Origin of the sequence: Gibbsiella greigii, from assembly GCF_039540155.1 — a bacterium.
GTDB classification, from domain to species: Bacteria; Pseudomonadota; Gammaproteobacteria; order Enterobacterales; family Enterobacteriaceae; genus Gibbsiella; species Gibbsiella quercinecans.
Genome location: NZ_BAABEM010000011.1, coordinates 16,040 through 34,154 on the forward strand (window position 1 = coordinate 16,040; position 18,115 = coordinate 34,154).

Sequence of the window (18,115 nt, forward strand, 5' to 3'; positions counted from 1 at the left end):
ACAAAACACGTTGGCCGCAACAGCAGCCAACGTTACACAGGCAGATACTCGTCATACTTCAGGTTGGCTGCGCCAGCACGCCCCGATCGCAGAATGCTCTCTGCTCCCAGGCACTCACTGACGCGCCGCCCCGGCGCATGGTGAATGATTTACCTCAGCGCAATTACCCTAATTGCTTACGCGCATTGCGGAACATGCGCATCCATGGGCTATCTTCACCCCATGAATCCGGGTGCCATGAGTTGCTGACCGTACGGAACACGCGTTCCGGGTGCGGCATCATCACGGTAGCGCGGCCATTGGCGCTGGTCACCGCCGTGATCCCATTCGGCGAACCATTCGGGTTGGCTGGGTAAGTTTCGGTTACCTGGCCGGCGTTATCAACAAACCGCAGCGCCACCAGGCTGCTGCTTTCCAGCGCAGCCAGGTGCGCGGCATCACGCACTTCCACATGGCCTTCGCCGTGGGAAACCGCAATCGGCATCCGGGAACCGGCCATACCCTCCATAAACAGCGATGGGCTTGCCGCCACTTCCACCAAGCTAAAACGCGCCTCAAAGCGCTCTGACAGGTTGCGGACAAAGCGCGGCCAGTGCTCAGCACCCGGGATCAGTTCGCGCAGGTTAGACATCATCTGGCAACCATTACACACCCCTAATGCCAAGGTCTGCGGGCGGTGGAAGAAGGTTTCGAATTCATCGCGCACGCGCGCATTGAACAGGATAGACTTCGCCCAGCCTTCCCCGGCGCCCAGCACGTCGCCGTAAGAGAACCCGCCGCAGGCCACCAGCGTGTGGAAATCTTCCAGGCCGATACGCCCGGCCAGCAGATCGCTCATGTGCACATCCACCGCATCGAAGCCGGCGCGGTGGAACGCCGCGGCCATTTCCACATGCGAGTTGACGCCCTGCTCACGCAGCACGGCGACCTTCGGCCGCGCGCCGGTGGCGATATAAGGCGCGGCGACATCTTCTTCCAGTGCAAAGGTCAGCTTCACGTTCAGGCCCGGATCGTTGTCGTCCTGCTTGGCCTGATGTTCCTGATCGGCGCACTCTGGGTTGTCGCGCAGGCGCTGCATCTGCCAGGTGGTCTCTGCCCACCAAGTGCGCAGATGGGTACGGCTTTCGCTGTACACCGGCTTGCCATCCTGGGTGATAACAAAGCGATCGCCCGCTTGCACGCGGCCAATCGGGTGTACGTTATCTACCAGGCCATGCTGAGCAAACACCTGTTGCACCGCCGCGCGCTGTTCAGCCGTAACCTGGATCACTGCGCCCAGTTCTTCGTTGAACAATGCCGCCAGTGCATCGCTGCCCAGCGCCTGAATATCCACTTCCACGCCGCAGTGGCCGGCAAAGGCCATTTCTACCAGCGTGACCAACAGGCCGCCGTCGGCGCGATCGTGATAGGCCAGCAGTGCGCCGTCGGCCACCAACTGCTGCATGGCATTGAAGAAGCCCGCCAGTTGTTCGGCGCTGCGCACATCGGCCGGTTTGTCACCCAGTTGGCGATAAACCTGCGCCAGCGCCGTTGCCCCCAACGCGTTGTGGCCGTTGCCCAGATCGATCAGCAGCAGTTCGGTGTCGCCTTTATCCGTACGCAATTGCGGCGTCACGGTGCGGCGCACGTCTTCCACGCGGGCGAACGCGGTGATCACCAACGACAATGGCGAAATCATCTCGCGTTGTTCGTTGCCTTCCTGCCAGCGGGTTTTCATCGACATGGAGTCTTTGCCCACCGGAATGGTAATGCCAAGCGCCGGGCACAGTTCTTCGCCCACCGCCTTCACGGCATCGTACAAGCCGGCGTCTTCGCCCGGGTGGCCGGCTGCGGCCATCCAGTTGGCGGAAAGTTTCACACGCTTCAGAGAGCCGATATCCGTCGCCGCCAGGTTGGTTAACGCTTCGCCCACCGCCAGGCGGCCGGAAGCGGCAAAATCCAACAGCGCCACCGGCGCACGTTCGCCGATCGACATCGCCTCGCCGTAATAGCTGTCCAGGCTGGCGGTGGTCACCGCGCAATCGGCCACCGGCACCTGCCAGGGGCCGACCATCTGATCGCGCGCCACCATGCCGGTTACGCTACGGTCGCCAATGGTGATCAGGAAGGTTTTCTCGGCCACGGCCGGCAAATGCAGCACGCGTTTTACCGCATCGGCGAGGGTGATACCGGCACGATCGATCGCTTCACCGGGCGCCGGCAAGCGCGCCACATCGCGGGTCATCTTCGGTGTTTTGCCCAACAGCACGTCCAGCGGCATATCGATAGGCTTATTGCCAAAGTGGCGATCGCTCAACGACAGGTGCTGTTCTTCGGTAGCTTCACCAATCACCGCATACGGCGCGCGCTCACGGCGGCAGATTTCGTCGAACTGTGCCATCTGCTCCGGCGCCACCGCCAGTACGTAACGCTCCTGAGATTCGTTACACCACACTTCCAGCGGGCTCATGCCCGGCTCATCGTTAAGGATATCACGCAGCTCAAAGCGGCCGCCGCGGCCGCCGTCGCTCACCAGCTCCGGCATGGCGTTCGAAAGGCCGCCGGCGCCCACATCGTGGATAAACAGAATCGGGTTTGCCTGCCCCAGTTGCCAGCAGCGATCGATCACTTCCTGGCAACGGCGTTCCATTTCCGGGTTGTCGCGCTGCACCGAAGCAAAGTCCAGATCGGCGTCAGACTGGCCGGAAGCCATGGAAGAAGCCGCGCCGCCGCCCAGGCCGATGTTCATCGCCGGGCCGCCCAACACCACCAGCTTGGCGCCGACGGTGATTTCCCCTTTCTGCACGTGTTCGGCACGAATGTTGCCGATGCCGCCGGCCAGCATGATCGGTTTATGGTAACCGCGCAGCTCAACGCCGTTGTGGCTGTTGACCTGTTCTTCATAAGTGCGGAAGTAGCCCACCAGCGCCGGACGGCCGAATTCGTTGTTAAACGCAGCGCCGCCCAGCGGGCCGTCGGTCATGATATCCAGTGCGGTCACAATGCGTGACGGCTTGCCGAAATCCTGCTCCCACGGCTGTTCAAACCCCGGAATTCGCAGGTTGGAAACCGAGAACCCCACCAGGCCCGCTTTAGGCTTGGCACCGCGCCCGGTGGCGCCTTCATCGCGGATCTCGCCGCCGGAGCCGGTTGCCGCTCCTGGCCACGGCGAGATCGCCGTTGGGTGGTTGTGGGTTTCCACCTTCATCAGGATATGCGCATCTTCCTGATGGTAATCATATTTGCCGTTTTCCGGCGCGGCGAAAAAGCGCCCAACCGATGAGCCTTCCATCACCGCGGCGTTGTCTTTATAGGCGGACAACACGTAGTCGGGGGTTTTCTCGAAGGTGTTCTTGATCATTTTGAACAGCGATTTAGGCTGCTGTTCGCCGTCGATGATCCAGTCGGCGTTGAAAATTTTGTGGCGGCAGTGCTCAGAGTTGGCCTGCGCGAACATATACAGTTCGATGTCGGTCGGGTTGCGCCCCAGGCCGGTAAAGGCCTGCAGCAGATAGTCGATTTCATCCTGCGCCAGCGCCAGACCCAGCCGGACGTTGGCCTGCTCCAGCGCTGCATGCCCTTCACCCAACACGTCCACCGTCTGGTACGGCGCCGGTTGATGATGAGAAAACAGTTGCTCGGCCTGCTGCAAATCGCTGAATACGGTTTCCATCATACGATCGTGCAGCAGCGCCACCAGTTGCTGCCACTGGGCCGGCGCCAACTGCGGCGCCGTAACGTAAAACGCCAGGCCGCGCTCCAGGCGCACAACCTGCGCCAGGCCGCAGTTATGGGCAATATCGGTCGCTTTGGAAGACCACGGCGAAATGGTGCCGGGGCGCGGGGTCACCAGCAGTAGCCGCCCTTCAGGGGCGTGTTCGGCGAGAGAGGGGCCGTATTTGAGCAGGCGCTGCAGTTTGGCGTGCTCTTCAGCGCTTAGCGGCGCGCTGACATCGGCAAAGTGAACGTATTCGGCGTAAATATCACTAACCGGAAGTTGAGCGTCCTGAAAGCGGGACAGCAGTTTAGTAATACGAAAGGCCGACAAAGCGGGCGAACCACGCAGTATTTCCATAATCAAAGTTCTCTCGTCTTCGAAGCAACTGACTTCAGCACTTCATTGGGCGCAACAGGGGGAAAACGCGCGCCATTATAGAGAATCCACGCCGCTGACGAAACCGTTTGCGTGGCGATAATTAATAAAAGCGCACCGGCCGGGCAAATTGTCATAACGTGTCAATAAAGTTGCACACTGGCGTTTTGTTGCGCAAAATGCCCCGACACTGTTGATTTAACCATAACAAATTTACGGTAGAAAACCAGCGGTGTTTATGTGTCACCAGCGGATAACTTTTTGAAACGTATAAAAATAAATTACATACTGATCGGTATTGTCGCCTTGCTCCTGGCGCTTGCCTTATGGCCCAATATTGCCTGGCGCAATGGGCAGGGTGGGCAACTTGATGCCATCAAATCCCGTGGGGAACTACGGATTAGCACGTTAAATTCACCGGTCACCTACTTCTCGACCCCGCAAGGGCCGGGAGGGCTTGACTACGAGCTGGCAAAACGCTTTGCCGATTACCTGGGCGTGAAGCTGGTTGTGCAGGCGCACCAGAACATCAACGATCTGTTTGACGATCTGGACGACGGCGATGCCGATCTGCTGGCCGCTGGGCTGATCTACAACCAGGAGCGCATCAGCCGTGCGCGCACCGGCCCGGCTTATTACTCTGTTTCCCAGCAGTTGGTCTATCGCCTGGGCACGCCGCGGCCGAAAAGCTTTGCCGATATCAAAGGCCGGCTGGGGGTTGCTTCCGGCTCGGCGCATGCCAGCACGTTGAAACAGCTCAAGCAGGCCACCTTCCCGGCGCTCAGTTGGGAAGCCGCCAGCGACCAAACCTCAAAAGAGCTGCTCGAACAGGTTGCCGACAACAAGCTGGATTACACCGTGGGCGATTCGGTGACGATCGCCCTGCTGCAGCGCATTCACCCACAGTTGGCGGTGGCGTTCGACGTGACCGACGAAGAACCCGTTACCTGGTATTTCAAACGCATGAATGACGACAGCCTGTACGCCGCGATGCTCGATTTCTATAGCAAGATGGTGGAAGACGGCACGCTGGCAAAGCTGGAAGAAAAATACCTTGGCCACGTTGGCAGCTTTGATTATGTCGATACCAAGACGTTTCTCTCGGCGATCGATACCGTGCTGCCGAACTTCCGCACGCTGTTTGAACACTATGCCAACGAGATCGATTGGACGTTGCTGGCGGCGATCGCCTATCAGGAATCACACTGGAACCCGCAGGCCACCTCCCCTACCGGCGTACGCGGTTTGATGATGCTGACACGCGCCACGGCCGATGGGCTGGGGGTGAATAATCGCCTGGATCCGGAAGAAAGCATCCAGGGCGGTGCGCTCTACCTGCAGCGCCTGATGGACAAGGTGCCAGACAGCGTGCCGGAAGATGAGCGCATCTGGTTTGCCTTGGCCGCCTATAACATGGGCTGGGGCCATATGCTGGATGCCCGCAAGCTGACAAAAATGCAAAAAGGCAACCCGGACAGTTGGGTGGATGTAAAACAACGCCTGCCGATGCTCAGCCAGAAACGCTACTACCCACATCTGACCTACGGCTACGCGCGCGGGCGCGAGGCTTACTCCTACGTAGAGAATATCCGCCGCTATCACGTCAGCCTGGTAGGGTATTTGGTGGAAAAAGAAAAGAAAGCGGCAACGCAGAAGTATAGCTACCCGGCTGTTGCGCCGGAGCTGGCGCTCAATCAACAGCGGTGAGCCGCATGGCCCACGCTTATTGCTCGCCTTTCTCCGCTCGACGCGCCAGCTTTAAGGCCTTTTGCTGCTCGCGGCGCTGGCGGAAGAACGCGCTCAGCATCCCCGCACAGTCATCGGCTAACACACCGGCGGTAATAGTCAGTTGGTGATTCATGCCAGGGTGGCGCAGGATATCCAGCAACGAACCGGCCGCGCCGGTTTTCATATCCGCCGCGCCGTAGACCAGGCGGCCGATGCGGCTGTGGATCATCGCGCCAGCGCACATAACGCACGGCTCTAGCGTCACATACAGCGTGGCGTTCAGCAAACGGTAGTTTTGCAACACCGCCCCGCCCTGGCGCAGCGCCATAATTTCCGCATGGGCCGTTGGATCGTGGCGGCCGATCGGCCGGTTCCAGCCTTCGCCAATCACCTGGTTGTCCAGCACCAGCAGCGCCCCGACCGGCACCTCGCCTTCCTCCTGCGCACGCAGAGCAAGCCGCAATGCCTGGCGCATCCAATATTCATCATTATGTTCGGTCATGGCATGGCTCCTCGGGCGCTTTTGCGGCGGGCATTATACACACCCGGCGGGGCCCGGCAATGCCGCGTGAGTGCCCCCCGCTATCGTTTGGCTATGCCGCCAGAAACGGCAAAGGGCGGAAATCCGCCCTTTTTTCATTCCAACTGCTGCAGTTCGCCCTTCTTGCTCACCCGCCAACGGTGTTCGCAAAAAAACAGCAGCGGGTTGTCCTGCTTGCTGTCGCTGTAGCCGCTGTACAGCTTGAGCGGCGCGCCCAGCCGTTGTTCCAATTGCACCACTTTCTGCACGCCAAGACAGCGCATTGCTAGCACCCAGCCGCCGTGGCGGCGCGCCATCTGGCTGCCCACTAGCCGCACCCCGGGCAGAAAAGCCGAATCGCGATAGACCTGCTCCACCAGGCGCTCTGGCGAGCCGGTGATCAACCACACCTGCGCATCGTGCGATTCAAGGTATTGCCGCAGGCGCAGTTGCACCACGGGAAAAGCGGTGACCTTCGCGCGGAACTCGCTGACGAACTGCTGCTCCAGCGCTTTCAACCGGGCTTCGCGACGGCCGAAGGTGATGGCCCACAGCAGCACGCTCATCGGCCAGCGCGCCGCGCGCCCCATCACCAGCATGGCCAGCCCGACGATTGGCAACAGCGGCACCACCAACAGCAAGTTCAATGGCATATTACGCAGCAAAAAGCGCAGAAAGCTGCCGAACATGTCTTCCTGATGCAACGTACCGTCCAGATCGAAAAAGACGACGCGGTAACCTTCTATGGCCTCCTGGCCCTGTTGGTCATTCAAACCTGACTCCTTTGGAGGTTAAACCCAGCATTCGGGCAAACATACGCCCAGCGGCTATCGTAATCACCCCGCCGGGCAGATACAACTGAGGCCGCACTCCGGATACCGGCACGGCCCCAACGCAGGCCATCAGAGCTGCAGGCCTAACGCCGCACGCAAATAGCCCTGGTGCTGGCGCAGGCGCCGCTGGGCTTCGGGTGCATCAACGCCGGCCAATATCATCAGGATCGCTGGTTTTACCTCAAACCCCGTTTGCGCCAGCGCCGCCTGCGCCGCGCTACGTTCCGCGCCGGTGGCTTCGACGACGATACGGCAGGCGCGATCCACCAACTTTTCATTGGTGGCTTTCACATCCACCATCAGGTTCTGATACACCTTGCCCAGTTTGACCATCGCGCCAGTTGAGATCATATTCAACACCAGCTTTTGCGCAGTGCCGGACTTCATGCGCGTGGAGCCGGTCAGCGCTTCAGGGCCGACCACCGGGGAAATGGCCACCTGCGCTTCTTTTGCTATCGGCGAACCGGGGTTGCAGGAAATAGCCGCCGTCGGGCAGCCCAACTGGCGCGCATAGCGCAATGCGCCGATCACATACGGCGTGCGCCCGGAAGCGGCCAGGCCAATCACCATATCGGTGGCGGCCAGGTTTAACGCCCGCAGGTCTTCTTCGCCCAAGGCGGCATTATCTTCCGCCCCTTCCACCGCTTTCAGCAGCGCCCCCGGCCCACCGGCGATCAGCCCCACCACCATGCCATGCGGCACGCCAAAGGTCGGTGGGCATTCCGAAGCATCCAGCACCCCCAGGCGGCCGCTGGTGCCGGCCCCCAGGTAGATTAAGCGCCCGCCGGCCTGCAGCGCCGCCGCGGCCAGATCCACCGCCTGCGCAATCGCCGGCAACACCTGTGCTACCGCCTCCGGCACGTTGTGATCTTCCCGGTTAAAGCAGGCCACCATTTCAAGCGTGCTCATCTCATCAAGCGCCATAGTCGCCGGATTGCGGGTTTCTGATACTAAAGCCCCTAAATCCATCTCATCACCTTTTACACGTTCAATTCTCTAATTGATTAATTTTTGAATACTTTATGCAACAAAGCGAGCGCTATTTGCTATTTTAAATGCGTACGCACGGAAAAATTTAACGTTTTTTTGACTGCCAGCTCCGCTGGCTCAAAGGAAAGGATTCAATGAATACCTTACTGCGCATTCGCCAACTGTACCCAACGTTGGCGCAGAACGATCGCAAACTGGCAGACTTTCTTTTGCACAATACCGAGCAGGTTTGCCATATCAGTTCGCAAAAGCTGGCCGATCTCATCGGCGTGAGCCAGTCGGCAGTGGTGAAATTCGCCCAAAAAATGGGCTACAAAGGCTTCCCGGCGCTGAAACTGGCGCTCAATGAAACCCTGGCCCATACACCGGCAGAGACGGTGGTGCCGGTGCACAACCAGATCCTCAGCAGTGACGCACTGAAGACCGTGGGCGAAAAACTGCTGGCCGAAAAGCAGGCGGCGCTGCGCGCTACGCTGGATATCAACAGTGAGGATCGCCTGGCGCAAGCGCTGGAGATGCTGCGCCAGGCGCGGCGCATTATCCTGGTGGGCGTGGGCGCCTCCAGCCTGGTGGCCAAGGATTTTTGCTTCAAACTGCTTAAAATCGGGGTGATGGCCACTGCCGAAGCGGATACCCACGTGCAGTTGGCCGCGGTGCAGGCGATGGAAAAACAGGATTTGCTGGTGGCGATTTCATTCAGCGGTGCGCGGCGGGAAGTAAATCTGGCGGCGGAAGAGGCGCGCCTTGCTGGCGCCAGCGTGCTGGCGTTGACCAGCTTTACCCCCAACGCCTTGCAGCAGCGGGCCGATCACTGCCTGTATACCATCGCCGAAGAGCCCAATACCCGCAGCGCCGCAATCTCTTCCAGCACGGCGCAGTTCGCGCTGACCGATCTGCTCTTCATGGCGCTGATCCAGCACGATCCCGATCACGCACGCGATCGCATCCGCCACAGTGAACAATTGATGAAAAAATTGGTGTAACGCGTATAATCTGCGCTCCGAAAAGTTCCCCCTGTAAATAATGAGAGATTGACCATGGCCCTGCTAATCACACGTAAATGCATCAACTGCGATATGTGCGTGCTTTGATTTATTTTGCTTTTTAATCAATTTTTTATAAAAACGCGTTACCAATTGCGTTCCCAGCTCTCCTCCTAAAAATTCATCGACACAATCACCAGCAACACAAACTTACTCCAAATCCAGTAATCCTTTACTTGATCAAATCTGGAAAATGTTTGTGGAACTGGTTTTTGATAAGCGCAACGTTGCCGAACTGCCTGGCGCAGCAGACATCATCAAGGCAGAACTCACCAAGCGCGTACACAAAGTTTACCCTGATGCTGACGTCAGGGTAAAACCTATGCAAGCCAATGGGCTAAACACTGATGCCAGCAAGACGGAAAAAGAGAAGCTGAGCCGGCTGTTGGAAGAGATGTTTGAAGAGTCAGATCAGTGGCTTGTGGTCGATATTTAAGGGCAAACTATCTGATAGATAGCCTGTTAAGGACACCACACATGGATGCAGGCGCTGCAGCAGGTATTCGTGCAGACAGATGAGAAAAGCTTCCATGCGACCCGGCGGGAAGTGGCCGGTCAGTTGGAGAAGTGCTTGCCGGCAGTCACGGAGATGATAGACGACGCCGAAGCAGATGTGCAGGCGTACTTTGCTTTCCCGAAGGCGCATCGGGTGAAAATCCACTCCACGAACACGTTGGAGCGTCTAAACAAGGAAGTGAAACGCCGTGCTAACGTGGTAGGCATTTTCCCCAACGAAGAGGGAGTCATGGGGCTTCTGGGGGCGGTACTGACGGAGCAGAACGAGGAATGGTTGCTGCAAAACCGCTACCCGCCACAACACAGCATGGCGGAGATAGAACAGACTGCAGATAACGATGTAATAGAAACACCTGGCGATTAACGCATAACAGGCACATTACCGGGCCGGAAAGCTGACACTGTATTTACACCACCTTGACGGACTCGACCGCAATTTCTTCCAATACCGATTACAGATGCAATGGTTAAGTAAACTTCTCGTTACTGATAATGGAAGGGAATTTTATGTTTACGACACCGTTCTGGCCTGCTGCTGACTCATACCATATCCACATGATGGATATCCCTCTGCCTGACTCACTTTCGCCCGCGGCGCTGGACCTTATCCACCAGGCTACGCGTCTTGCAGAAGCGGCCAGTCATATTCACCCTGTTTCCACACGAACCGGGAGTACGTTGCTTCAGTCTGTTGAAGAAAAGCTCAGCATTATCTGTTTTAAGCTTGCGCAGGAATTTGACGATCCGGATACCTGCAAAGCGTTGCAGTTACGCGCAGAAATCCTCTGTGACGCCAGCACAGCAAGAGAACTTCTCCCGCAGATAGCAGCGCTGGATGAACAGGAGCTGGTGCAGGGAATAGGTTACATGTCGACATGGGTAGGTAAGTCCCGCACGCAGCATTATTCCGCCTGGTTTGGATTACCCAATCGCGGACTGCAGGAAGTTTCGGATGCGGTGGATGACCTCTTTCCTGACAACCTGTGCTGGCTGCAAAACCATATCGACCAGCGGCTGGTTGCGCTGCCTGGATGCCGCTACAAAATTGTCGACCTGTTTGCCATTGCCGGCGAAGCTAACAGCTACCCAAAGCATTTCGCCTATTTTTTCCCTGAAGATGAAGGCGTGAAATATGCACCTCAGAAGCGCACCATCGTGTTTGCGAATACATATCTGAACCTGTTTGAACGGTTTGCCCGGTCCCAGGCTTCTTTGCTTGGCTGGCATCATGAATCTATCCCGAACTGCACTCTCTGTGCCCGGCACCTGATTGCCTGGTTCCGCGGTCATGATCTTGGGCATTCCGTTGTCTTTGAAAAGATGATGTTTGGCCAGTTAAGTAAACAAGACAGATGGGGATCAATGGTTGTGCAGGAAGCTCTGGCGGATGTGTTTGGACTGCTGATGTGCCTGACGGAGCCTTCCCGGCAGGCCCTGCAGCTGAATGAGACGTTGCAGTTAAAAATTTTCTTGCTGGAAATGCTGCGATATTTGCGCCGCGGCCCGTGTGATTATCCTGACGCAGAGGCGGCCTATATACAGCTCAAGTGGCTAACTGAACACAAGTGCCTGAACTGGAGTGGGACGCATTATGTGGTGGAACTCAGCGCGGTGAAGCCTGCTCTGACGGCACTGGCAACAGCAATGACACACTCTGTATTGCAGGGTGATACAGAGGCCGCCCTGGCATTCCTGCAATGCTATTCACCTCATCATCAGCGTGAAGCGGCGGATCTGCTGCTGAACCGGTTGGGTAAAACTGTCGACATGATCGAGTACGACCAGAAGATTAAAGGCTTTACGTTATGATCGAGTTTTCAAGTGGTTTCTTACTGAGCCTTTCGCTGTGTCTTGATATCGGGATTGCCAATATCGCTATGATTACCCTTGCCATGCAACGCGGATATTTTCATGGTTTCTGGCTGGGAATGGGGACTTGTGTGGGTGACCTGGCATATGCATTACTGGCGCTGGCGGGAATGGCTGTACTGCTTCAGTATGAAGCAGTACGCTGGATACTGTGGATTGGCGGTGGTGCTATGCTTCTGTGGTTCGCCGGCAAAATGCTGATGGCCGCTTTCAGGCAACCTTCAGAGCTGAACGTGAGCGAAACTCATCAGTATAGCCCGCTGCTGCGTGAATTTAACCGGGGTGTGGTGCTTGCCATGTCCTCCCCCACCGCCATTCTGTGGTTTGCGACAGTGGGCGGTGCGCTGATATCCCGGATGGGCCAGCATAGCGTTACGGCAACGTCCTGGTTTCTGAGTGGCTTTTTCATCGCGGGAATGTTCTGGACCTGTGTCCTGTGCCTGATTGGAAGTTTTGGAGGCAAACTACTTGGCCAGCGCCTGCTTAAATATTCCTACATAGCCTCAGCGCTCATATTCAGCTATTTTGCGCTTTACGTGATCGTGTCAGGGTACCGGGAGTTTATGATGACCTGATCTGACCTGCGAAGCATAGTGATGGGGTGTTGTTCCCATCACTTTGCGAAATGCATTAATGAAATGACTCTGATCGTAAAATCCCAGCATTATCGCCGCATCTAGCGGATGGACGTTTCTGCGAAGCAAGTCGCGGGCATGGTGCAGACGAAGCTGCATATGATACTGCAGAGGCGGCATACCCGTATGCCGGGTAAAGAAGCGAACAAGATGATATTTGCTCATCCCCGCCAGCTGTGCGAGTATCTCCAGCTGCGGTTTTGCGCTGAGGTGCTCCTGCAAATACCCGATAACAACATTGATTTTCTGCTCATCACCTCTCTGAAGTAGAGCTGGCGTCTCAATTAGCTCACCACAAAGTAAAATTAGTTCCTGCTCCTCATCCATGCCCGGCTCCAGCCGGGCTGATGTTGCAAAACGGTACAGCGCGTCAAACAGGCGAGTGTTATTGATTATACCTTCTCGCAGAACAGGGGCTTCATGAGCGCTGTTAAGATTGTCTTCATCTGCATGTATTTTTATCACTGTCTGGGGTATGTGCACACTGATGAATTCCACGGCTTGAGTATCAAAACGCGAAGCCTGAATGGTTCCCGGATTGTATAAGGTAACCTGACCACTTTTAACATACGCGGTTTTTCCTGCCAGCCAGATTTCCTCTACCCCCGTCAGGTTTGCACTGATGACATATTCATCGTGAAGATGTTTCGGAAAGCCCGAATTACGGGCTCTGACCCGTGAACACTCTATGCCATTCCGGCTAAACCACTCTGCAGACTCTAGTGACAACGTACCTGACCTTACGCAGCAATAGTGAATAATTATTAATGAATAATAAAACCATGTACTGAACGCTTTTTCAACTGGTGGTTTTCGGGCTCCAGCGAATAAATTATTCTCCGGGCACAGTCTGCCCGTAATCTTCTTACCCACCTTGACGGACTCAACCTGCGTCTCCTGCGTAGGTGGGTAATCCCCCCCAGCCGGATACACTATCTCCCCAGCCGAATCATTGACAAAGCTCCATCGCAAGTTACTGACGTTGATCGGCCTGACGCCTGTGAGGATCATGTATCTCATTGCGTTTTTTTGATGCACAGATCTGGCTGCAGCGATATTAAGCCACAGCCCCGCGATAGACTCGATATCAGTAAACAGACGGGACGGCGTCGGTTTCTGGACTCTCGATGAGATGTAGTCACTCGGCAGGCTGGCGGCAACGTTGCGCCCGTTACAGTAACGCGGTGCGCCTAAGTTCCGCCGATAGCTCCAGAGCCTGATTGTTGGATTTTGTTTCAATCCAGAGATCGAACACTTCAAGCAGGCGATTATACGTCACATCGCTGAACACTTCGCGACCACCAAACGCAGCGGCGATTTGCTTTGTCCTGGTACAGTAGGTTTTGTAACTATCCTCCCCCAGCGTTTTACCCTTCAGCCCCATTTTCTTTGGGAACTCAGCATAGAATGTAACTTTTCCCGCCTTGCTAAAATCTATGCGGAGGTAATTATCCTTTTCGTACTTTGAACGCCTGGCTTGTCCGAGATGCGCCAAAATGATTTTGGCAGCAGCAACACAGACTCTTATGTGTGAACTTGCGTAAGGCGGCTTGCAGTCTTCCCAGCGCGCAGATGCGGCCAAGAAATCATCATTTTTGGGGATATCCTGCATCTGTGTTACAGTGCGCGGCATTGATATTCCCGTGTATCAGAGGCCACCAGCAGTAAGCTCACACATGAGGTTAAATCTGGGGGCTAAAAAAACATGTGTTGCCATTCTGTGTTGCTGAACATGGTTTTTCAATGTTTGAAATATAAACACACACCGCACGGAATAAAAAAGCATATAACCGCAAGATTTTAACAGATTAAACTCGTAAGTGATTGATATGGCGTTACTAATAACGAAGCGGTGCATCAACTGCGATATGTGCGAACCAGAGTGCCCTAATCAGGCCATCTCTATGGGGGACAATATTTACCAGATAGACAGCGACCGCTGCACGGAATGCGTCGGCCATTATGATACCCCGACCTGCCAGCAGGTTTGCCCCATCGATAACACCATCATTACCGATCCGCAGCGGGTGGAAAGCCAGGAACAGCTGTGGGAAAAGTTCGTGGTGCTGCACCACGCCGACCGGCTGTAAGCCCGCGGCCGGCGCAGTTGTTCAAAGCATTGCGCTTTAGCTTTAGCCTTCAATAATTACCGTCGCGCAGGCGTAGCGGCGTTCATCCGCCAGTGACACATGAATCGACGTGATGCCCATTTGCTGCGCCAGCTCGGCGGCGCGCGCGTGCAGGCGAATGTTGGGTTTACCGAGCGCGTCGTTGAACACCTCGAACTGATTGAAGGCCAGGCCATTGCGAATGCCGGTGCCGAACGCTTTCGCCGCCGCTTCCTTGACCGCAAAACGCTTGGCTAAAAAGCGCACCGGTTGCTGATGTTGCAAAAACAGCGCCCACTCCGCCTGATTGAGCACGCGCCGCGCCAGACGATCGCCGCTGCGCGCCACCACAGCCTCGATGCGCGCGATTTCAACGATGTCGGTGCCTAGCCCCAGTACAGCCATCAGCGGCGCGCTTCCCGCATCAGTTGCTTCATCTGCGCCACCGCCGCCGGCAGGCCGCTCATTACCGCCTGGCCGATAATCGCGTGGCCGATATTCAGCTCATGTATTTCCGGAAGCGCAGCGATCGGCTGCACGTTGTGGTAGGTCAGGCCATGGCCGGCATTCACTTTCAGCCCTTTGCTGGCTGCGTAGCGCGCCGCTTCAACAATGCGCGCCAGTTCAGCCTGGGTGGCCTGTTCGCCCTGCGCATCGGCATAGGCACCGGTGTGGATTTCGATAAACGGCGCGCCGACGGCCACCGCGGCATCAATCTGGCGCGCGTCAGGATCGATAAACAAAGAAACCGCAATCCCCGCCTGCGCCAGGCGAGCCACGGCCACCGCCATTTTATCCAACTGGCCGGCGACATCCAGGCCGCCTTCGGTAGTAACCTCTTCGCGTTTTTCCGGCACCAGGCAGCAGAAGTGCGGCTTAAGCTCAACGGCAATCGCCACCATTTCATCCGTCACCGCCATTTCCAGGTTCATGCGCGTCTGGATAGTTTGGCGCAGCAGGCGCACGTCGCGATCGGTGATGTGGCGGCGGTCTTCACGCAGGTGCACCGTAATGCCGTCCGCGCCGGCCTGCTCGGCAATAAATGCCGCCTGAACCGGATCCGGGTATTGGGTTCCACGCGCGTTACGTAACGTGGCGATATGATCGATGTTAACGCCGAGCAATAAATCAGCCATGACAACCTTCTAAATAACAATGACAAAGTACAGGCAGTTTACGGCAAAAGCAGAAAGGCGACTAGGCGTCGTCGACCGGAGGTGGGGAGGCTTTGCGCACAAACTGGCGAAACAGCTCGCGGCTTTTCAACGGTTTGCCGCCCAGATAGGGTTTCAGCGCGATGCGGGTAAAACGTTTGGCGGCGCGCAGCGTCGCCGCATCCGGAAACTGGCGCTGCGCCAGCGCCCGTAGCTCGCGGCCGGTGAAGCTGTAGTGATCCACCACCAGGCTGGCGATAAAACCTTTTTCTTCGCGGTAGCGGTAGGTCATGCCGTCATCGACAGGCTGGCCGCTGCCGGCGCAGTGCAGGAAATCAACGCCGTACCCCAGGTGATGCAACAAGGCCAACTCAAACTGGCGCAGGGCGTGCTCCGGCGAACTGTCCTCGCCGGCCAGCGCCTGCAAACACTGCAGGTAATCGAAAAACAGCACCGAGTAGTTGGCTTCCTGCTCCAGCACGCGCGACAACAGCTCGTTCACATACAGGCCGCTGTAGAGCATCATGCCGCTGAGCGGTAAACCAAGAGAGACGGCCTCTGCGCCGCGCAGCGTTTTGATTTCGCCGCGCCCACCCCAGCGCACCAGCAGCGGTGTAAAGGGCTGCAACGAGCCCTTCAGATTGGAGCGGCGGCTGCGCGCGCCTTTGGCCAGTAAACGCACCCGGCCATGCCCTTCCGTGAACAGATCCAGCATCAGGCTGGTTTCACTGTACGGCCGCCCATGCAGGACGAAAGCGCGCTCCCAGCCATCCATGATGGGTTACTTCAGATCGTCAACATAGCCCAGGCTACGCAATGCACGTTCGTCATCAGCCCAGCCGGATTTCACTTTCACCCACAGCTCCAGATGCACTTTGGCTTCGAACATCTGTTCCATATCCTGGCGCGCTTCAATACCGATCGTTTTGATTTTGCTGCCTTTATTGCCGATCACCATTTTCTTCTGGCCTTCACGTTCAACCAGAATCAGGCCGTGCACGTCATAGCCGCCGCGATCGTTGGCAACAAACTGCTCGATCTCGACCGTCACAGAATAAGGCAGCTCTTCGCCGAGGAAACGCATCAGTTTTTCACGAATGATTTCCGAAGCCATAAAACGCTGGGAACGATCGGTGATGTAGTCTTCCGGGAAGTGGTGTTCCGCTTCCGGCAACTGTTTACGCACGATAGCGGCGATGGTGTCCACGTTCATGCCTTTTTCCGCAGAGATCGGCACGACATCGAGGAAATTCATCTGCTGGCTGAGAAACGCAATATGCGGCAACAGCTTGCCTTTATCGGTGACGTTGTCAACTTTGTTGATCGCCAGCAACACCGGGCATTTCAGGCTGCGCAGCTTGTTAAGCACCATGTCATCGTCGTCGGTCCAGTTGGTGCCTTCCACCACGAAAATCACCAGCTCGACGTCGCCGATGGAGCTGCTCGCCGCACGGTTCATCAGCCGGTTGATGGCGCGCTTTTCTTCGATATGCAGCCCGGGGGTATCCACGTAGATGGCTTGGTAAGGCCCATCGGTATCGATGCCCATGATACGGTGGCGCGTGGTTTGCGGCTTACGCGACGTAATGGAGACTTTTTGCCCCAGCAGTTGGTTCAGCAACGTGGATTTGCCCACGTTTGGCCGGCCAACGATCGCGATAAACCCGCAGTATTGCTTCTCTTCGCTCATTCAAGCTCCAGCTTTTTCAGCGCCTGTTCCGCCGCGGCCTGTTCGGCTTTGCGACGGCTTGAACCCGTACCTACTACGGGCTCGCTTAAACCACTCACCTGGCAATGGATGGTAAATTCCTGATCGTGCGCCTCACCACGGACTTGCACCACCAGATAAGCCGGTAATGGCAGATGCCGGCCCTGCAGGAACTCCTGCAAACGGGTTTTCGGGTCTTTCTGCTTATCACCGGGGCTGATTTCATCCAGCCGGCTGCGATACCAGTCCAGGATCAACCGCTCAACGGTTTGAATATCGCTGTCCAAAAATACGCCGCCGATCAGCGCTTCTACCGTATCGGCCAGGATCGATTCACGGCGAAAACCACCGCTTTTTAATTCCCCTGGCCCCAGGCGCAAACACTCACCCAGATCGAATTCACGCGCCATTTCCGCCAGCGTATTACCACGCACCAGCGTCGCACGCATTCTGCTCATGTCCCCTTCGTCAACCCGGGGGAAACGATGATAGAGCGCATTGGCGATGACAAAACTGAGGATGGAGTCGCCCAGAAACTCAAGACGTTCATTGTGCTTGCTGCTGGCACTGCGGTGAGTCAACGCTTGCAGCAAAAGCTCGTGCTGTTGAAAAGTATAGCCCAGCTTCCGCTGCAGCCTGTTAATTACGATGGGGTTCATGAGTTACCAATAGATATAATGCGTCAAAAACTTTGCAGCATACGGAACAGGCCTGAGCCGAGCAGAAAGCCAATCCAAAGCTGTTTCGTTTGCAGTGGCTCCCGCAGAAGCCAACTTTTATCATGCGTGAACTATTCTACAACGAGTGGAAATATAATGCTGCGTTTATATATACCCAAAATAACGTGCGTTGCCCCCAAGGGAGTCATCGCACCTGCCAGACGGAAGATTCTCCCGGCAACGGGTTATTGCCCTAACCTGCGAATAAAACCCCGGCGCT

Annotated in this window: 16 protein-coding genes and 2 pseudogenes; 7 read left to right on the plus strand and 11 right to left on the minus strand. The window is 56.5% G+C overall.

Annotated elements, in window-relative coordinates; all coding sequences use genetic code 11:
• Nucleotides 1-163: 163 nt before the first annotated feature.
• Nucleotides 164-4,054, minus strand: a complete 3,891-nt coding sequence (gene purL / locus AC559G_RS11165) for a phosphoribosylformylglycinamidine synthase (RefSeq protein WP_498912600.1) — start codon at nucleotides 4,052-4,054, stop codon at nucleotides 164-166.
• Nucleotides 4,055-4,333: 279 nt separating this feature from the next.
• On the opposite strand from purL, the gene mltF reads away from it, so the two are divergent.
• Entirely contained in the window at nucleotides 4,334-5,779 is a 1,446-nt protein-coding gene (gene mltF, locus AC559G_RS11170) for a membrane-bound lytic murein transglycosylase MltF (protein WP_498912601.1), read from the plus strand.
• Nucleotides 5,780-5,795: 16 nt separating this feature from the next.
• Here the strand turns inward: mltF and tadA are convergent, their stop codons facing one another.
• The 3 genes from tadA to murQ all read right to left on the minus strand — a co-directional run bounded on the left by tadA (nucleotide 5,796) and on the right by murQ (nucleotide 8,122).
• Nucleotides 5,796-6,302, minus strand: coding sequence for a tRNA adenosine(34) deaminase TadA (tadA, locus tag AC559G_RS11175; protein WP_438599869.1), 507 nt, complete (start codon nucleotides 6,300-6,302; stop codon nucleotides 5,796-5,798).
• Nucleotides 6,303-6,436: 134 nt separating this feature from the next.
• Entirely contained in the window at nucleotides 6,437-7,093 is a 657-nt protein-coding gene (yfhb, locus tag AC559G_RS11180; RefSeq protein ID WP_279023820.1) for a phosphatidylglycerophosphatase C, read from the minus strand.
• Nucleotides 7,094-7,222: 129 nt separating this feature from the next.
• On the minus strand, nucleotides 7,223-8,122 hold the full coding sequence (gene murQ, locus AC559G_RS11185; protein ID WP_498912602.1) for an N-acetylmuramic acid 6-phosphate etherase: 900 nt from the start codon (nucleotides 8,120-8,122) through the stop codon (nucleotides 7,223-7,225).
• Between the two features lie 155 nt (nucleotides 8,123-8,277).
• Between murQ and AC559G_RS11190 the strand changes: the two genes are divergently transcribed.
• From AC559G_RS11190 to AC559G_RS11210, 5 genes and pseudogenes are all read left to right on the plus strand, one after another.
• Complete coding sequence (locus AC559G_RS11190) at nucleotides 8,278-9,126, plus strand: MurR/RpiR family transcriptional regulator (protein WP_498912603.1); 849 nt, start codon at nucleotides 8,278-8,280, stop codon at nucleotides 9,124-9,126.
• 253 nt (nucleotides 9,127-9,379) lie between these two features.
• On the plus strand, nucleotides 9,380-9,622 hold the full coding sequence (locus AC559G_RS11195; RefSeq protein WP_498912604.1) for a DinI family protein: 243 nt from the start codon (nucleotides 9,380-9,382) through the stop codon (nucleotides 9,620-9,622).
• 51 nt (nucleotides 9,623-9,673) lie between these two features.
• A pseudogene (locus tag AC559G_RS11200) lies at nucleotides 9,674-10,066 on the plus strand (transposase); the annotation flags it as partial.
• A gap of 143 nt (nucleotides 10,067-10,209) precedes the next feature.
• Entirely contained in the window at nucleotides 10,210-11,511 is a 1,302-nt protein-coding gene (locus AC559G_RS11205) for a DUF8614 domain-containing protein (protein WP_498912605.1), read from the plus strand.
• A complete protein-coding gene (locus AC559G_RS11210; RefSeq protein WP_498912606.1) occupies nucleotides 11,508-12,146 on the plus strand; it encodes a LysE family translocator in 639 nt (212 codons plus the stop codon). The genes AC559G_RS11205 and AC559G_RS11210 overlap by 4 nt, the downstream gene beginning before the upstream one ends.
• On the opposite strand, the gene AC559G_RS11215 is transcribed toward AC559G_RS11210, so the two are convergent.
• Entirely contained in the window at nucleotides 12,117-13,139 is a 1,023-nt protein-coding gene (locus AC559G_RS11215; protein ID WP_498912694.1) for a helix-turn-helix transcriptional regulator, read from the minus strand. The two genes, AC559G_RS11210 and AC559G_RS11215, sit on opposite strands and share 30 nt — an antisense overlap.
• Nucleotides 13,125-13,839 (minus strand): annotated as a pseudogene (locus AC559G_RS11220) (recombinase); the annotation flags it as partial. The pseudogene AC559G_RS11220 and the gene AC559G_RS11215, both read right to left, overlap by 15 nt.
• A 196-nt stretch (nucleotides 13,840-14,035) precedes the next feature.
• On the opposite strand from AC559G_RS11220, the gene AC559G_RS11225 reads away from it, so the two are divergent.
• Nucleotides 14,036-14,296: a YfhL family 4Fe-4S dicluster ferredoxin gene (locus tag AC559G_RS11225; protein ID WP_121553573.1), complete on the plus strand. Its 261-nt coding sequence runs from the start codon at nucleotides 14,036-14,038 to the stop codon at nucleotides 14,294-14,296.
• 42 nt (nucleotides 14,297-14,338) lie between these two features.
• On the opposite strand, the gene acpS is transcribed toward AC559G_RS11225, so the two are convergent.
• From acpS to rnc, 5 genes are all read right to left on the minus strand, one after another.
• Nucleotides 14,339-14,719, minus strand: coding sequence for a holo-ACP synthase (gene acpS / locus AC559G_RS11230; RefSeq protein WP_095847569.1), 381 nt, complete (start codon nucleotides 14,717-14,719; stop codon nucleotides 14,339-14,341).
• Nucleotides 14,719-15,450 (minus strand): pyridoxine 5'-phosphate synthase, encoded by a 732-nt coding sequence (pdxJ, locus tag AC559G_RS11235; RefSeq protein ID WP_498912607.1) that lies wholly within the window; start codon nucleotides 15,448-15,450, stop codon nucleotides 14,719-14,721. Before pdxJ ends, acpS begins: the two co-directional genes overlap by 1 nt.
• Before the next feature lie 61 nt (nucleotides 15,451-15,511).
• Nucleotides 15,512-16,243 carry a DNA repair protein RecO gene (recO, locus tag AC559G_RS11240; RefSeq protein WP_279023810.1) on the minus strand — a complete coding sequence of 244 codons (732 nt, stop codon included), beginning with the start codon at nucleotides 16,241-16,243 and terminating at the stop codon, nucleotides 15,512-15,514.
• A 6-nt stretch (nucleotides 16,244-16,249) separates the two neighbouring features.
• The gene (gene era, locus AC559G_RS11245; RefSeq protein WP_462614235.1) at nucleotides 16,250-17,158 is read right to left on the minus strand and encodes a GTPase Era; all 909 of its coding nucleotides are present in this window, start codon (nucleotides 17,156-17,158) and stop codon (nucleotides 16,250-16,252) included.
• A complete protein-coding gene (gene rnc, locus AC559G_RS11250; RefSeq protein WP_095847565.1) occupies nucleotides 17,155-17,835 on the minus strand; it encodes a ribonuclease III in 681 nt (226 codons plus the stop codon). The genes era and rnc overlap by 4 nt, the downstream gene beginning before the upstream one ends.
• Between the last annotated feature and the right edge of the window lie 280 nt (nucleotides 17,836-18,115).

Bases quoted from the DNA above. Each gene is read 5' to 3' on its own strand.
- pdxJ (WP_498912607.1), bottom strand. From the start codon at position 15,450: ATGGCTGATTTATTGCTCGGCGTTAACATCGATCATATCGCCACGTTA.
- recO (WP_279023810.1), bottom strand. From the start codon at position 16,243: ATGGATGGCTGGGAGCGCGCTTTCGTCCTGCATGGGCGGCCGTACAGT.
- tadA (WP_438599869.1), bottom strand. From the start codon at position 6,302: ATGACCGAACATAATGATGAATATTGGATGCGCCAGGCATTGCGGCTT.
- AC559G_RS11210 (WP_498912606.1), top strand. From the start codon at position 11,508: ATGATCGAGTTTTCAAGTGGTTTCTTACTGAGCCTTTCGCTGTGTCTT.
- murQ (WP_498912602.1), bottom strand. From the start codon at position 8,122: ATGGATTTAGGGGCTTTAGTATCAGAAACCCGCAATCCGGCGACTATG.
- rnc (WP_095847565.1), bottom strand. From the start codon at position 17,835: ATGAACCCCATCGTAATTAACAGGCTGCAGCGGAAGCTGGGCTATACT.
- purL (WP_498912600.1), bottom strand. From the start codon at position 4,054: ATGGAAATACTGCGTGGTTCGCCCGCTTTGTCGGCCTTTCGTATTACT.
- AC559G_RS11225 (WP_121553573.1), top strand. From the start codon at position 14,036: ATGGCGTTACTAATAACGAAGCGGTGCATCAACTGCGATATGTGCGAA.
- era (WP_462614235.1), bottom strand. From the start codon at position 17,158: ATGAGCGAAGAGAAGCAATACTGCGGGTTTATCGCGATCGTTGGCCGG.
- AC559G_RS11190 (WP_498912603.1), top strand. From the start codon at position 8,278: ATGAATACCTTACTGCGCATTCGCCAACTGTACCCAACGTTGGCGCAG.
- AC559G_RS11195 (WP_498912604.1), top strand. From the start codon at position 9,380: ATGTTTGTGGAACTGGTTTTTGATAAGCGCAACGTTGCCGAACTGCCT.
- acpS (WP_095847569.1), bottom strand. From the start codon at position 14,719: ATGGCTGTACTGGGGCTAGGCACCGACATCGTTGAAATCGCGCGCATC.
- AC559G_RS11205 (WP_498912605.1), top strand. From the start codon at position 10,210: ATGTTTACGACACCGTTCTGGCCTGCTGCTGACTCATACCATATCCAC.